The organism is Zwartia panacis (assembly GCF_030410395.1).
In the GTDB taxonomy this organism is placed as follows: domain Bacteria; phylum Pseudomonadota; class Gammaproteobacteria; order Burkholderiales; family Burkholderiaceae_B; genus Zwartia; species Zwartia panacis.
On the sequence record NZ_JAUHHF010000002.1, the window covers coordinates 236,680 to 251,735 of the forward strand.

18 protein-coding genes are annotated in these 15,056 nt (G+C 53.4%); 4 read left to right on the forward strand and 14 right to left on the reverse strand.

The genetic code is table 11. The features are described 5' to 3' along the window. Positions 1-45: 45 nt before the first annotated feature. The 7 genes from QWY30_RS03640 to QWY30_RS03670 form a co-directional block, all read right to left on the reverse strand. On the reverse strand, positions 46-1,287 hold the full coding sequence (locus tag QWY30_RS03640; protein ID WP_435433360.1) for an MFS transporter: 1,242 nt from the start codon (positions 1,285-1,287) through the stop codon (positions 46-48). Beyond that, a complete protein-coding gene (locus QWY30_RS03645; protein WP_290238344.1) occupies positions 1,259-2,350 on the reverse strand; it encodes a metal-dependent hydrolase in 1,092 nt (363 codons plus the stop codon). The genes QWY30_RS03640 and QWY30_RS03645 overlap by 29 nt, the downstream gene beginning before the upstream one ends. Then, positions 2,338-3,474 (reverse strand): MFS transporter, encoded by a 1,137-nt coding sequence (locus tag QWY30_RS03650; protein ID WP_290238345.1) that lies wholly within the window; start codon positions 3,472-3,474, stop codon positions 2,338-2,340. The genes QWY30_RS03645 and QWY30_RS03650 overlap by 13 nt, the downstream gene beginning before the upstream one ends. Positions 3,475-3,592: 118 nt before the next feature. Then, on the reverse strand, positions 3,593-4,096 hold the full coding sequence (locus QWY30_RS03655; RefSeq protein WP_290238347.1) for a peroxiredoxin: 504 nt from the start codon (positions 4,094-4,096) through the stop codon (positions 3,593-3,595). 192 nt (positions 4,097-4,288) lie between these two features. Continuing rightward, complete coding sequence (locus QWY30_RS03660) at positions 4,289-4,762, reverse strand: universal stress protein (RefSeq protein ID WP_290238724.1); 474 nt, start codon at positions 4,760-4,762, stop codon at positions 4,289-4,291. Between the two features lie 92 nt (positions 4,763-4,854). Further along, a complete protein-coding gene (locus QWY30_RS03665) occupies positions 4,855-5,199 on the reverse strand; it encodes a protein tyrosine phosphatase family protein (protein ID WP_290238349.1) in 345 nt (114 codons plus the stop codon). Positions 5,200-5,251: 52 nt separating this feature from the next. Continuing rightward, the gene (locus QWY30_RS03670) at positions 5,252-5,950 is read right to left on the reverse strand and encodes a formylglycine-generating enzyme family protein (RefSeq protein WP_290238351.1); all 699 of its coding nucleotides are present in this window, start codon (positions 5,948-5,950) and stop codon (positions 5,252-5,254) included. Positions 5,951-6,074: 124 nt separating this feature from the next. Between QWY30_RS03670 and QWY30_RS03675 the strand changes: the two genes are divergently transcribed. Genes QWY30_RS03675 through QWY30_RS03690 form a run of 4 tightly spaced genes read left to right on the forward strand, consistent with a single transcriptional unit; the run spans position 6,075 to position 9,046 of the window. Next, positions 6,075-6,686: a glutathione S-transferase family protein gene (locus QWY30_RS03675; protein WP_290238353.1), complete on the forward strand. Its 612-nt coding sequence runs from the start codon at positions 6,075-6,077 to the stop codon at positions 6,684-6,686. A gap of 4 nt (positions 6,687-6,690) precedes the next feature. Beyond that, a complete protein-coding gene (locus tag QWY30_RS03680) occupies positions 6,691-7,938 on the forward strand; it encodes an MFS transporter (protein ID WP_290238355.1) in 1,248 nt (415 codons plus the stop codon). Continuing rightward, positions 7,935-8,801 (forward strand): alpha/beta fold hydrolase, encoded by an 867-nt coding sequence (locus tag QWY30_RS03685; RefSeq protein ID WP_290238357.1) that lies wholly within the window; start codon positions 7,935-7,937, stop codon positions 8,799-8,801. The genes QWY30_RS03680 and QWY30_RS03685 overlap by 4 nt, the downstream gene beginning before the upstream one ends. A gap of 26 nt (positions 8,802-8,827) precedes the next feature. Next, entirely contained in the window at positions 8,828-9,046 is a 219-nt protein-coding gene (locus QWY30_RS03690) for a SlyX family protein (protein ID WP_290238359.1), read from the forward strand. A gap of 37 nt (positions 9,047-9,083) precedes the next feature. On the opposite strand, the gene QWY30_RS03695 is transcribed toward QWY30_RS03690, so the two are convergent. The 7 genes from QWY30_RS03695 to QWY30_RS03725 form a co-directional block, all read right to left on the reverse strand. Continuing rightward, a complete protein-coding gene (locus QWY30_RS03695) occupies positions 9,084-9,707 on the reverse strand; it encodes a glutathione S-transferase (RefSeq protein ID WP_290238362.1) in 624 nt (207 codons plus the stop codon). 14 nt (positions 9,708-9,721) lie between these two features. Beyond that, positions 9,722-10,804: an amidohydrolase family protein gene (locus QWY30_RS03700; RefSeq protein ID WP_290238364.1), complete on the reverse strand. Its 1,083-nt coding sequence runs from the start codon at positions 10,802-10,804 to the stop codon at positions 9,722-9,724. Between the two features lie 36 nt (positions 10,805-10,840). Beyond that, positions 10,841-11,317: an ureidoglycolate lyase gene (locus QWY30_RS03705; RefSeq protein WP_290238366.1), complete on the reverse strand. Its 477-nt coding sequence runs from the start codon at positions 11,315-11,317 to the stop codon at positions 10,841-10,843. Beyond that, positions 11,314-12,564, reverse strand: coding sequence for a PrpF domain-containing protein (locus QWY30_RS03710; protein ID WP_290238369.1), 1,251 nt, complete (start codon positions 12,562-12,564; stop codon positions 11,314-11,316). The genes QWY30_RS03705 and QWY30_RS03710 overlap by 4 nt, the downstream gene beginning before the upstream one ends. A 109-nt stretch (positions 12,565-12,673) precedes the next feature. Then, positions 12,674-12,949: a CREC-EF hand family protein gene (locus QWY30_RS03715; protein ID WP_290238371.1), complete on the reverse strand. Its 276-nt coding sequence runs from the start codon at positions 12,947-12,949 to the stop codon at positions 12,674-12,676. A gap of 102 nt (positions 12,950-13,051) precedes the next feature. Further along, complete coding sequence (locus QWY30_RS03720) at positions 13,052-13,783, reverse strand: alpha/beta fold hydrolase (protein ID WP_290238373.1); 732 nt, start codon at positions 13,781-13,783, stop codon at positions 13,052-13,054. Further along, the gene (locus QWY30_RS03725; protein WP_290238375.1) at positions 13,780-15,003 is read right to left on the reverse strand and encodes a pyridoxal phosphate-dependent decarboxylase family protein; all 1,224 of its coding nucleotides are present in this window, start codon (positions 15,001-15,003) and stop codon (positions 13,780-13,782) included. The genes QWY30_RS03720 and QWY30_RS03725 overlap by 4 nt, the downstream gene beginning before the upstream one ends. Positions 15,004-15,056 lie beyond the last annotated feature (53 nt).

Sequence of the window (15,056 nt, forward strand, 5' to 3'; positions counted from 1 at the left end):
GCGCCTCAAGGGCGCTTTTTTGTTGCCTGATGAAAATGTATAGCGCTACCCACGCACTGCATTTTTCGGCAGAGTCATCGAGATCAGCCCAGCGATAATCAGCAAGCTGCCCGACATCCCGAACGCGACCCAGTGCGTGCCAAAAGTCTCATACCCCCAGCCACCAAGCCAGGAGCTGAACGTCGCACCGAACTGGTGACCTAGATAAGCCAAGCCGTACAGCACGCCCACGAGCCTCACGCCATAGGTATCGGCCAAAATTGCAGAAGACATCGCGATACTGCCGGCCCAGACCAGTCCACCAATAAAGGATGCCGCCACAAGCTCGACGTGCGTGCCCACCATCACCAACGCAAAAAACCCGAGTCCGCGAACAAAATAAATCACCGCCAAAATACTGCGGCGCTCAAGCTTATCCGCTAGCCGCCCCAAAATCAGTGTGCCAAAGATCGCCACGATACCGATGATGCTGATCCCCATCGCACTGGTCGCAGAATCAAAACCATGGTCCATGAGCATAGGCATACCGTGCGTCCCAAGCAAATTCATACTGAAGCCGCAAACAAACAGACCCAGACAAATTTTCCAGAATACAACCGTACGGACAGCCTCGGAAAAAGTCATCGCAGAGGCCGCAGCGGCTTTCTTTTTATTTTCAGCATTGATCTGCGAAGGCAGGAGATCCGTATTTTCGGGAGCTACATCACTGATGATAAAAAGCGCAGATGGCACGGTTAGCAGGGCAAATACGACGGCAAAGGCGAGCAAGGTGGCCTGCCAACCATAGGACTCAATGGCCCAGGTCATCAGCGGGGTCATTATGGCTATACCGGCCATCGAGCCTGTAGACAGATAAAACAGTGCCATGCCGCGCTGGCGTGTAAACCATCGGCTGATCACGGGTGTCAACGCAACCGGACTGGTAAATGCCAGTCCCACAGACATCAGCACACCAAACGACAGCATGAAAGACCAGGGCTCACGCGCCACGATCGCCCAAAGTACCGAACCCATCACAATGGCGGTACCGACCAACAACACAAAGCGTGTGCCGAAACGAGCGACCAGCATGCCTGCTACAGGCATACCGATTCCATAGAACAGCATCCCCACCGCGATAATCGTCGCGAGCAAGGTTCGGCTAAAGCCCAGATCATCGGCCATCGGGATAAAGAAGGGGCCAATCCCCAATCTCATCCCAACCGTGAGTAATGTCACAAACGTCGCAGCCGCAACGATGTTCCAACCGAAATACCACCTACCTGGTCTTGCCTGCACCTGAGTCAATCTCGTCCCCTCTATTTTTTATGGAATATCCGCAACGTTCTAACTGTACATCCTGAATGGATCGACCTGCATGATCCGCGGCAGGTAAAGGCACATCATGGCCAGTCAAGCGCGTCCACAGCCATGGTAATGCAGTCGCGATATCAGGTCTCTGCCCAACCGCGCGGGCTACATTTTCATTACTCACATCAAACCTGAAAAAATAATATGGCTCCTGTCCCATACGCAGGTCCGTCACTGTCAAGCGTCCATCCTGCTGACCAAGACTATAAAAACCGTGACTGAATTTCGCGATCGCGGCGACACCCGCATTGCTCGTAGCGAAACGCGCCAGCGCATCGCAGCGCGGATACTGTCTCCAGGTGATCTGTTTTTTCTCATCCAGGAGTGACCGGAAACCCTCGTAATAAGCATCTGGCGTCATCGCAACCATTCGCCAGAGGACTGAATTGAACGCGGTGGGATTCACTAACAAACGTTCAGCTTGAATGCCGGACTCTTTCAAAGAAGCTTGCGCGAGCTTGGTGACATACGCTTGCGCTGCGATACCCCACACGAGATACAAGGTACTCAAAGCGAGACCGACCCAATTCCATCTCAAGCCGCGAACTGACTTGAGCACCAATGCAGCACCTAGTCCGATTAACAGCGGAACGGTATACAGAGGATCAATAATAAAAATACTTCCCACACCATACGGATAATCCGTCAACGGGAGCAGGAGTCGCGTGCCGTACACCGTCATCACATCGAGCAGAGGATGGGTAAAGAGTGCTAGCCAGAAAGCAAGCGTCCATCTTTTCCACAACGTCATGTTTCCTTGCAGTCTCGCCAAGCCCCAACCCAGGAACGGTGAGAGCAATGTCAGATAAAGCAGAGAGTGACTTTCAGCACGATGGCGGACCATATTCAAAATAGGATCACCATGATTAATGATCGCATCCAGATCTGGCAGGGTACCCGCAATGCCACCCCAAAGCGCGGCTTTCCATACCGCAGTGCGCCGTCCCATCACGCCAACCGAAAGGGCGGCCCCGAGGGCGATCTGACTTACCGAATCCATTTAGGCCGCCACATCAACAAAACGAGGATCAAGGCACACACCGAACTGAATACATACAACATGTTCGGCCCGCCAGCACGCATTAACGCGCCAGCAATCGTGGGACCGATCGTGGCACCGACTCCATAGGTCATCAGCACCACCGCGGCTAATCCCACGCGCTTTTCCGCACTCACGCGGTCATTGGCAAAGTTCGAAGCCAAAGCGTAAAAAGTGAACTGAATCACACCAAAGCCTGCAGCAAAAATAAGCATCACCCAGTACGGCCAACTCATCCAGCCCCACATCAGCACTGCGATCACGGTGTAGATCACTGCGTTATTACGAATCAACTTGGCGCGGTCTGTCCGATCAGAGAGCCACCCCATCGGCCACTGCGCGAGAAGACCGGCAATCACACTGGTGGCTGTATAAAGCGCGATCTGTGGCGTGCTGAGGCCTTGTCCGAGCGCGAACACCGCGGCCAAACCATAAAACGACGCTGAAATATTTCCAGCTAAAAATACCGTGAACAATGCCTGAGGCGCTGCTTTGAAAAAATATGGGAAATCGATCGGCGCGGGCAATTGTGGAATGGGAAGCTTGCGCTGAGTCAGCACAATCGGCAGCAAGCTCAGTGCCTGACAAAGCGCGACAAAAATCAACGGGCGTAAATCCAGCGTTGGGTAAAGCGTAATCGCGAGTTGTCCAAGTGCGGTGCCTGAACCAGACATGACCATATAGACGGACATGACACGTCCGCGATGACTGTTTTCTGTCTGCTCGTTGAGCCAGCTTTCCACCACGATGTATTGAACGGACATCGCTACGCCAACGATCAAGCGCAAAGCAATCCAGACAGGCAAGGACTCGAACAGGCTTTGTGACAATACGGCGCAAATCGACAAGATCGCCGCTGTCGCACAGGCGCGAATGTGTCCTACACGGACAATCAGCCGATGTCCAATACGAGCACCAAAAACCAAACCAAGGTAATACGCCGAGATCAGGGTCCCGATCCAAAAGGCGCTCACTGACTCCGCTGACAATTTCAACGCGATATACGTGTTGAATAGCCCGGTACTTGCCAGCATCAGCAAGGTGGCAAGATACAGTGAAGGGAAGGAACCGAGAGTTGAAATCATCTGAACAAGAAAACATCCCGCCCACGCAGGACACCAGTCCCCATTAGGCGGGATGACATGCGCGATGAGCGTGACGAAACCAGTCCGTCAGGCCCAACCCGCAAATAAAGCAATTCGCTTAGATCGCCTTGAGCATCGAAGCCGCATCGCTGACTTCGTACTTGCCTGGACCTTCGACATGCAAAACTTTCACCACGCCGTCAACGATGTAGGCGGCGTAGCGTTGTGAGCGAATGCCCATGCCACGTGCATTGAGGTCAAGCTCCAGACCCAGTGCTTTGGTCCATTCGGCCGACCCATCCGCCATCATGCGAACCTTGTTGCCGACTTTCTGATCACGGCCCCAGGCACCCATCACGAATGCGTCATTGACTGCAACGCACCAGATTTCGTCGACGCCCTTGGCTTTGATGGCATCGAAATGCTCAACGTAGCTTGGGACGTGTTTGGCGGAGCATGTTGGCGTAAAAGCGCCAGGCAATGCGAACATCAGAATTTTCTTACCCTTGACCAGGTCGGAAACTTTGAAAGCGTTCGGACCGAGGGTGCAACCCGCTGTTTCGGTTTCGATGAATTCTGTGAGTGTGGCATCGGGTACCCGATCACCGACTTTGATAGTCATATGCGCTCTCCTGAGGCTTCACGGGCAGCGACGGCTGCCACACTTGAGCCTAGCGTGTGCACTATCATAAGCCACCAAATCGCTCAGTGCGAGTGCAAGCGCTCAACAACCACACGCCAAGACTCAATCACCACACAGAGCGTATGGTTTTATCAGGCAAAAGCGCCACTCAACAGCAGCGCACCAACCGCTTTACTTGGAAGCCTTGGGTTCGTCTTTGACGCGATAGACCAGCACGGCCGTATGAGTGAGTGCCAGAACCTTTGTGGTCACACTACCGAGCAACAAACGTGACAGTCCGCTACGGCCATGGCTGCCAATAAAAATCATGTCGCACTGATAATCGGTCGCCGCCTGAACAATACCGTCTGCGATATTGAAATTGGAGACTGCGTGTGCAGTCGCTTTGACGCCCGCAGTTTCGGCGCGATCCATGACGCCTTTTAGATAAACTTTGGCCTGTTCAGCGTTGGCCTTGTCATAGTCCTCGTCCGTGATCGCATAAGCGGCGGACATTCCGTCGAAACCCATCGTTGCCGCAAAAGGCTGAGATACATGCAGCGCCACAATCTCGGCACCCGTCGAACGGGCGAATGAAATGCCCGCGTTGGCGGACTGCGCTGACAGGGCTGAGCCGTCAGTTGGAATCAATATTTTTTTGAACATCATGGTCTTGCCTCCTGAGAGAACTACATGGCTGAATACTAGACCTTAATCCGCGATATCCCAACAGGGATTACGCGGGGGATTGATCCAAATCAAGAGTTTCCAGTCGCGGCGCGGTACAAAACAGTACAGCGGGTACCCGAACGGCAATACGCCAAAATCGGCTTGGGCATCGTCGCGAGCAGCTCGGTAAAGCGTGCGACGTCCTGAGCGGTCATCCCACCACTGATGACCGGCTGGTATTCGACAGCCAGGCCAGCAGCCTTTGCCGCCGCGCTCACCTCGGCCGCCGTCGGCTGATCGGGGCCCGCCTCGTAATCCGGGCGGTTAATGATGACGCTTTTAAAGCCCGCTGCGGCAACAGCAGCCATGTCACCCGGCTGTAACTGAGGTGCGACGGCAAAATCGGGGTTCAAGGCACTAATGGGCGTTGACACGGAGGTATCTCCTAAAAATAGACGAACTGAATCTCGTTAATGCTCCAAGAGCTTAGTATACGCAGCGAAAGCCAATGTAGACCACATAGACATCGTCTGGCTTGTACTGCATGCCCTCTAACCGCATCTGGGACGGACCGTACCACCAGGAGCCGCCGGCTGTCAGATGGGATTTGCCCTGCGTGTCCAGCAACCACTCCCAAACATTCGCCCCCATGTCATACAACCCGTTGACTCCGGCACGCGTACGACCCACTGGTGCGTGGCGCTCCCAGCCGTCGGCGCCACCCTTCACGTTAGCCCCTTCCCCGGTGTCTCCCGTCGGATACTCATAGGTTTTGCCTTGAATGTAAGGCGCAGGGGGGTTCTGACGCTGTTCTGTGTAAGCAGCGCGCTGCCACTGCGCTTTTGTGGGTAAATCCCCGCCCGCATCCTGACAAAAAGCCCGGGCTTCGTCCCACTTCAGGTGCACGGCAGGCTCATCAGGTTGGGCGGGACCACCAAAAGGAGTCCTCCAATTCCACCCTTTGCGTTTTTGCCAACCCATGACATATTCAAAGCCACCACCACTTCGCTCGGCTTCAGTCTGTATGCCCTTACGCTGGGCATACTCGGCAAAGCGCCCGATACTGACCTCAGTAAGATCGATTTTGAAATCCCCCATATCGATCCTGGGGGTTGGCGTGGTCGTTTGAGCCTGTCCGACAGAGGCTAAACCCAGCAATATCAACAACATGAGAGAATTTTTCATGGCTCGAGCTTGTGTATTCAAAGGCATATTCCGGATCTCTTGGTAGAAGTACAAATATGAGCGATACTCGACTGTAAATCAAACAACAACACTCATATACAACATCCACACACCGGAGATCACAATGATTTTGGTTGGCCGCTACGTTTCACCCTTTGTTCGCCGTGTTGGCGTCGTTTTACAAACCCTGGGCATTGCTTACGAGCACAAAAGCCTGTCGACTGCCAAAGACGTCGAAGCCATCAAGACGTACAACCCGATCGCTAAAGTGCCTGTCCTGGTGATGGACAATGGTGAACACCTGGTTGAAAGCTCCGCCATCATCGATACCCTGCTTGAGATGACACCCGGTCAAAAACTCTTGCCCGCAAGCGGTGCTGAGCGTCGCCATATCCTGCAGCACTGCGCCTTGATGACTAGCGGCTTGGACAAGGCGATTCAGATTTTGTACGAACCCCTCAAGCGCCCTGCTGAAAAAGTCCATCAACCCTTCATCGATGGTCTCGGCGCACAAGTTCGCGCCAGTCTGGTCATGCTTGAAGAACTCGCGGCCAAAAATACTTTTCCAGGTGGCGACAAAGCTCGCCTCGATTGCCTGACCGTCGCGGTCGGTTGGTTCTTTCTCAACAAAATGATTCCAAAAGTGGCAGTCGCCGCCGACTTCCCCAACCTCGTTGCGTTGTCCGCGCGTTGCGAAGCCTTGCCAGCCTTTAAAGCCTGCCAACTCGAGGCATAAACTGATGTCCTGGGCAACACCAGCCTTGAAACAAAAAGTTTTTCATGGCTGGTGGATGGTCGCAGGCTGCATGGCGATTGCGATCGTCGCCTGGTCTTTCGCTTTATACGGGCCGAGTGTCTATCTCCATACGATTAGTCGGATGCACGATTGGTCGATTGGTTTAGTCTCCTCCGCCCTCACCCTTGCCTTTCTGGTGAATGCCTCTGTACTGAGCTTCGTGGGCAGTGCCATCTCCAAATACGGTCCGCAAAAAGTCATGGCGCTCGGCGCCACGGTCATGGCGAGTGGCTTCATCGCCATGAGTGGCATCACCCAAGTCTGGCATGTCTACGCCTGTTTTGCCTTAATGGGGCTTGGCTGGTCTTGCTTGTCGACCACTGCGATTACTTCATCGCTCGCCCCCTGGTTTGATCGCCATCAAGGACGCGCCGTGTCCACCGCCATGCTGGGGGCCAGCATCGGAGGGATGGTCGGTGTGCCAGTTTTGCTCGCCTTGATTGGTGCGTTCGGCTTTGCGAACGCCATGATTATGGTCGGACTCATCGTATTGATGACTGTTTGGCCGATCAGTATTTTTATCTTGCGCCGCCACCCGCAAGATCTCGGCTTATATCCTGATGGAGACGCGCCGACGGGCAAGACACCCTCTTCGTCCTCGCGGACCTGGACGCGCGCGACTGCGCTTAGCACAACCGCCTTGCGGACGGTCACTCTCGCCTTCGGTTTCGCTCTCATGGTGCAAATCGGCTTCCTCACCCATCAAGTATCTTTGTTACTCCCCGCCATTGGCGCCTCGGCGACAGCGTTATGCGTGACACTGGCCGCAGTACTGGCATTTTGCGGACGGATTTTGCTGGCGCGCTTTTCCGATCATGTTGATGTTCGCCTGATCGCCTGCGGCGTCTTAGTCAATGCCGCCATCAGTTTGAGTCTGGGCGCTCTTTTCAATGACCATACTTGGGCACAAATCATCGCAGTGCTAGGCTTTGGCCTTTCGGCGGGAAACATCACGACACTGCCACCACTGATCGTGCGTCGTGAGTTCGGCGCGGCTTCGTTTGGTGCAATCTTTGGGATCGCCGCGATGCTGATGCAACTGATGTCTTCCCTGGGACCCGCTTTTTTTGGCGTGTTATTTGACTTGAGTGGCGGATATCAGCTGCCACTCGCCCTGGCCGCCGGCCTGAATTTTTTCGCCGCAGCAGTCATCCTGCGCGGCCGCCATACCATCGACAAGGAGACGATATGAGTTGGGCTATCACCAAAGACAATATCCGCCTGCACTATGAAGAAGCGGGCCAAGGAACACCCATCGTATTCGTGCATGAGTTTGCGGGAGACTGGCGTGCCTGGGAGCCCCAGATGCGCCATTTTTCACGTCGCCATCGTTGCATCACCTATTCCGCGCGTGGCTACCTGCCTTCGGATGTCCCCAAGGATGTCAGCGCCTATTCACAGGAAAATGCAGTGCAAGACATCCTCGCGGTGATGGATGCCGCCAAAATTGAACGCGCGCATATCGTCGGCTTATCAATGGGTGGTTTCGCGACCTTGCATTTCGGCCTCACCGCACCCGAGCGTGCGTTATCACTCACCGTCGCAGGCGCGGGTTACGCCGCAGAAAAATCCACGCAAGAGATCATGCGCGCCAAATCACGCGCCACCGCGGATCAATTTGAAAAAATTGGCGCAAAAGAGCTCGCAAAAACCTATGCCCTCGGTCCCACTCGAGTGCAACTCCAGAATAAAAGTCCGCGCGGCTGGCAAGAATTTGCCACTCAACTGGGCGAGCACGATAGCCTCGGTGCTGCCAATACCATGCGAGGTGTCCAGGCTTCACGCCCGTCGATCTACGATTTTGAGTCTCAACTCAAAAACATGCATGTCCCGACACTCGTCATCAATGGGGACGAAGACGACCAATGCATCGCACCAGGGATCTTTCTGAAAAAGACTATTCCCGCTTGCGGTCTCTTGATGCTACCCAAAACCGGACACACGATTAATCTGGAAGAACCAGACTGGTTTAACCTGTTTTTGGCAGACTTTATCGCGACGGTTGAAGCAGGTCGTTGGACTGTTCGCGATCCTCGCTCGTTGCCCCATCCTTGAGCAACCTCACGCTTCACGAGACCAGCATGCACAGTCAAACCTCCATCGAGCAACGTCTGACGGACCTGGAAATCAAAACAGGGCTCGCGGACGATATGCTCGATCAATTGAATCAAACTATATTTCGACAGCAACAGCAGATTGATGCGTTAGCGCGTGAAATCAGTATCCTGCGCCAACAACTGCCTCAGGATCGCAACTCAGGTTTGCAGAATTTGCGTGATGAGCTGCCGCCGCATTATTGACGCAGAGGATCAAGCCAGCACTTTCAAAGTACCGCTTTCAAATCACCACTTGCGGCTTGGCCATGATTTTCTTGAACAAGTCGCTCTCCACCCAGCCGCGCAACCATTTCCTCGTTGCGGGATAGGGACTGGATTCAAACCACTGCGCATCCACTGCGGCGAACTGCCTGACAAAAGGAATTAAAGCCACATCACTCAGCGCAGCAGTGTCACCGCCTAAAAATGGAAAATGAGACAAGCGCTGCTCCAGCACATCGAGCTGACAACTCAGCGCTTGCTGGCGATAGTATGCAGCATCAAACTCCGGATAACGCTCTGCATACTTGTATCGATCCAGCCAATACTTGAAGGTCGAATCATTGCAGGTAATTAATGATTCTTGCAGCGCAAACTCCTCAGACCCCGGCTGCCAGCGCAACCATCCCGAAGGATCGTTCTGGGCGAGTGCCCAACGCATGATGTCCAGACTCTGATCAATCACACGGCCGTCCGCACAATGCAAAACGGGAACTGTTCCCTTGGGAGACAAGGCAAGCATCTCTGGAGGTTTGTCGCGCAGACTAATCTCGCGCAACTCAACCTGTATCCCTGCGCACCATAAAGCCATCCGCGCGCGCATCGCGTAAGGACAACGACGATAAGAGTACAAAACAGCAGGCAAAATCGCAGACCTTTCTAGAGTGACACTTTCAAACGATAGGCTTTGGCAGCCGTATCAAAAAATAATGCGTGCTTTTCATCAGACGTATACGGCATCGCAATGCGCTTAAAAGCATTCCACACAACGTGATATTCGACCGAGTCGCGGTCAGGAGGAAAATTGCTTTCAAACATGCAACGCTCAGGCCCAAAGGTTTCAATACAGAAATTAAAGTAAGGACCCCAAACTTCGGCTAATTTTTTTGAATCAGCAGGACGCTCAAGCGCATTCATTCCAAAACCAAGATAAGGCATACCCAGCCCGCCTAGTTTGACGAACACATTCGGACAACGCGCCAGCTCGCGCATCGAAGCTTGCCATTGCTGGGTTGCCTCAGCCTCGTGGGAGAGGTATGTGCGAGTTTTAGCAATCAAACCACCAATATGATTCAGATTGATCGTCGTCTCAGGAAACGCACGCGCCAACTCTGCAAGCTCAAGGAGTTGAGGGTGATAGACCATCGCATCAAAACTCAAACCACGAACACCCAGCTGGGCATAACCGGCGAGAAACTGAGGATGGCTCAACAACCCCGGCGGGATCACGTAACGACTATTGTTGAGCGCTTCATCCGCATCCCATTTGGTGATCAAACGAATGCCGCGATATCGCTTGGGCGCAGACGCGGCCTGTGCATCGAGTAGCTCGGCAATCTCGGCACCAAACGTCAAATCTGCTCCACCCACAATACCGGACGCGACAAGGGTCGTGCCATACGCCTGGCTGTCAGCCACAGCGGCCATGCCATTGGCAAACTCGACCTCCCCGAGATGCTTCATCATCTCAGGTACGCTTTTCCCATAGTACGATCCGCCTTCGATGTAGACAGTCCCTTTAATATTGTGCCCGGACTGAGCATCCGCTAAAAACTCACGTATGAGGTAGGTCTGACCGGGTTTATCCCAGAGATGGTGATGCGCGTCAATAATCGGCCGCTCAGGTTCGATAATCTCCTCTCGGTGCAAAGCACGCCAGGCCGAGTTGTCCTTCAAAACATGCGCAGGTGCCGGCGTCCCATCCGGATTTTTATGTTGTCTGACCTGCAGGATAGATGGCATCGAAGAATCCCCTGATGAAAAAATGCATAAACACGATCAAGCTTGAGTCACCACAAATGGCTCGATGGAGAAAAACTCTTCATCGCCGGAGCTGTTGTCACGCCACATGAAAATATTGAATTTTCCGGGTGCGTCAAAAACTGTCAGGCCATGATGCCATGTGTTCGGTTTATAGGTGATCCCCTGCGTGTCATCGGCCAGAAAAGCCTGGACGCGTTCAAGATCTGGCTTGCCTTGCGCATCATGGGGGGCAACGACAATCATCCAGCTTTTCACCTCTGCGGGCATAAAGCTTTGAGAGGAAAATTCATGCCGCTCCAGCATCGATACCTCGAAAGGCATGGCGGGGCTAGGTTCTTTGTAAACCGTTGACAGGGAAGCCGCCGCATGCGGACGTAAATTCCCCAACGAATCCTGAAAATAGACGCGTCCCGGCTCTTTGGGCATATCCAGCACATCACCAAACGGCGCGAAATCTTTGGCATTTAAGGGTTTGGCAATGATCGTTTTCAATTCTGGACTCCTTGAAAGAAAGCCATGAGGGCGGCAGTGGGTTGATAAATCGGCACATAACCTCGCATCAACACCTGCGTATTACGCGCATAGGCGGCCCAAGGGATCACAGCTCCGTCAACCGACAACGCGCCGCGGATCCGCGCGCGCAAGGTACCCGCAGGATTTTCCATATCGACAACGATTTCTCTTTCCTCGTCGGAAAAACCAGCAAGATTCTGCGCGATCTCATGTGCCACAGTACCAGGCAACAAACACGCCGTTGCCAGACAGCATCCGCCCGTCACAGCAAGCGAACCGTGTGCGGACTGCGGAGTGAAATATCTGACAGAAATATGACCCGAACCTCTGGGAGGCGCGACCATGCAAATCTTCGGTATCGTCTCGCTGTTTTCAAGCTCTGTACGCGTCATGGGCTCGCCATTGCGCTTCTTCAAGCCCATTTTCAAGCCCGCCTCGACCCATATTTCACGCAACCGGACTTTCAGATCATGATCCTGATTCAGCGCATCGACTGATTCATCACCCTTTTTACCCAACTCGGCTGCGCTCACGATCACCATTGGCACCGCGACATCCAGACAACTTGCCGACACGCCGGCGAACACATCTTTTCGATTGCCTGTGGGAAAAAGCTTGCCAGTCTTGGCGCCCACAGGGTGCCTCAAACTGAGCTCCACGCCGGGAAAGGCGCCCATCACCCCGGGAATCTCTGTATCCGCAGGGACGTGAGCATTTCCCGCAGGCGTATTGATTCGCGCATCGGTGATCACTTTTGTATTGGTATTAAAAATTCTCACGGTTGTCAGCGGTTTCTGCGCCTGAATCAACCCAGTCTCCAGCGCATATAACGGGAGAGCCGATGACATGTTTCCGCAATTCACGCTCCAGTCGATCGCAGATTTGTCTGCAGCGAGCTGTGCGAGCGTGCTGCTCAGGTCAGCCTCGGGACCATCATGCATGTCCAGCATGAAGACTTTATTACTTGTCGCCGGACCTCGGCCCAGACCATTGATTTGCTTGTTGCCCTTTGTTTCGCCTGAGACAGGCACACCCATGATGCGTCTGATCAATTCTTCTTTCAGTTCAAGCGTCCCGGGCAGATGCGGCTCCCACAAGACAACCCCTGTGGAGGTGCCACCGCGCATGTAATAAACGGGAAAATGCGCGACCCCATTCAAAAGTCTGGGTGCAAAAGCATCTAAGCCAGGCGGCTGAGGTGCGTGGGGAGTCTGGGTATTCGACATATTCAGCACTCTTGATGGGCGATATCAGAAGAATTATTTGCCACATCATAGCTGCTGAAACAGGCAAACGCTATGGCGTTCGCCTGCACTGAAGCACATCCATCAAGACTTATTTGAGAATCATGACCTTGATTTCTTCGATCGTCACAAAACCATCATTATTCGTGTCGATTTTGCTGAAATTTGAAGCAATACGCGGCATTCCGGCTTTTGCTTCTTCGAGCGTGAGTTTGCCATCGGCGTTTTTGTCAGCGGCGACAAATTTTTCCTCCGCTTCCTTGATTTGCTTTTGCTGGCTGGCAGTCGGTGTCTGCGCGCTAGCAGATACTGCGAAAGCCATCGCGGTCACGGCAAAAATACCAGAAAGAATATTCCGAACGTTCATGAGATCAATCCTGTTAAGTCACACTGCGAAAAAGAGACAGTGAAGGACTGTAGCACCCGTGCACCTTGACTCAGCATGACTTACTCGCAAATGCTGACACGCTTATGCGGATATCCCGTGAGGACTGTCATGTCGCCCTAACTTTTTGGAGAGCCAATCCAACACGACCTCTGCCAATTGCTCAGGCTCCTCCATCGGCATCATATGTCCACAATGTTTCAGGACAACCAGAGGCGCACCCGCCGCTTCAGCCATTTCAGTTGCCTCCTCCATCGAGCGCAGACGATCCTGATCCGCCGTCACGACGAGTACGGGACACGCAATCGAACGCATATTTTCAAGATCTGACTTGCGCTCCAGTGCGGACAATCGGGTAAACACCTCTGCACCCAGCCGCTCACCCATATCTTTCAATCGATTGATCAGTGTCTCGTCATTTTCGCGATCAACATGAACTGCGCGCTTGAGCGCCGTTCGACTCATGCCTCGAAACATCTTTGTAGCGGGCCCCTCTGACACGGGTGGCGTCGTCGGTCTCGTCGAAGTTCCAATCAGGACCAGAGCCTGCACACGCTCAGGAGCCTGATACAACATATGACGCGAAATATAACCACCTAATGAAAAACCGATCAGAATAAAACGCTCGGGACACCGACTTAGATTACTGGCGGCCAACTCTTGCAAAGTCGTGCCTTCCCGGAAGTCTGCATACATGACGTCGTAGTCCTTTAAAAAAGGAACAAAATCCCGCCAAATATCGTCATCCGTCATAAAACCAGGGGCCAGAACGATGGTGGGTTTAGTGTTTTTCTGCGTACTCTTATTCGCACTCATGACTCGCCTAATACCTTTTTAATTGTGTGAATCATCAACTCGATGTCTGCATTTGGATTGGCCGCCGTATTTCGCAGCCACTTGCGCTGTCCAATCGTGACGGTGGACGTCATACCTATCGGCAACTCTGACAATAAACGTTCAAACATTCTTGGATCACGCGCGCGCCACACGACAAGACCTGTTGTCGGCATCGCAAATAACTCAAGCCGATCGTCCCCTCGAATAAAATCAGCCAACTTTTGCGCCATCATCATGCAATGCTCAATACGCTGCGCAACCCCTGCCCGACCCCAGCTCAACAGCATGGCCAGCAAGGGAACCGCCGTCGCACCATGAGAGCCCAGCAGCCCTACATTAGGCTCTGTCAAATATGCCCCACCAAAACTGATGGCCTCGGTGGCTTTGAGCGAATCACGAAAAAATACAAGCGCGGACTCTTTAGGTTGAAACAACCATTTATGGGAAGACACCGCAACCGAATCCGCATGTTCAATTCCAGCCAGCCGGTCTGCATAACGCGTTAAACGCAAGGGCCCGCCCCACGCTGCATCCACATGTGTCCAGGCAGCTCGACCAATGAGTGTGAGAGGATCCAACGCGCCGACGCTTGTCGACCCGGAGGTCAATACAAGTGCGGCTTTATGCATATCTGTTGGCAAAGCTTCCTCACGGATCACGCCTGCATCGTCCACAGGAACAGCCGTGAAGCGTAATCCCAAAATATGTGCGGATTTTTTAATAGAAAGATGCGCCGCCTCAGAAGCTATCACCTCTGAGATATCAGCGCACTCGCGCGCCGCCCAGAGCGCAGTCAGATTTGCAGCGGAAGAGCCAGGCGTCATATGTCCACCCGACATGCCGAAATAAGGCGCGAGCCATTCAATCACTTTTTCTTCAAGCTCGCGCGCGACAGGTGCCGTCGCGGGGTGCAACAGGTTCTGATTCAGCGAGGCATTCCAGAGCGTGGTGGCCCAGGTTACCCAAGGCGTCGGAGGATCCTTGTGGGCGAACGCTGTCGGCGCATCCAGTCTGGCGGCACGACCCAGCACGATCGGTGCAAGTTGATCCAACGTTTCAATTGAACCGATTCCAGACTCAGGGAGTGTGGTGCCAAGCTTGGCGAAATCACTTGCAGTAAAGGTCTGTCCCATCAGCGCCACAGCATGGGCAAGCGCCTCGCGATCGAGCATAAATTCCTGATCCAGCTCGCGTGACATGTTTAATCAATCCTTGAAAATGAAACCCTGATTTAAAAAAGTTCATCTGGCTA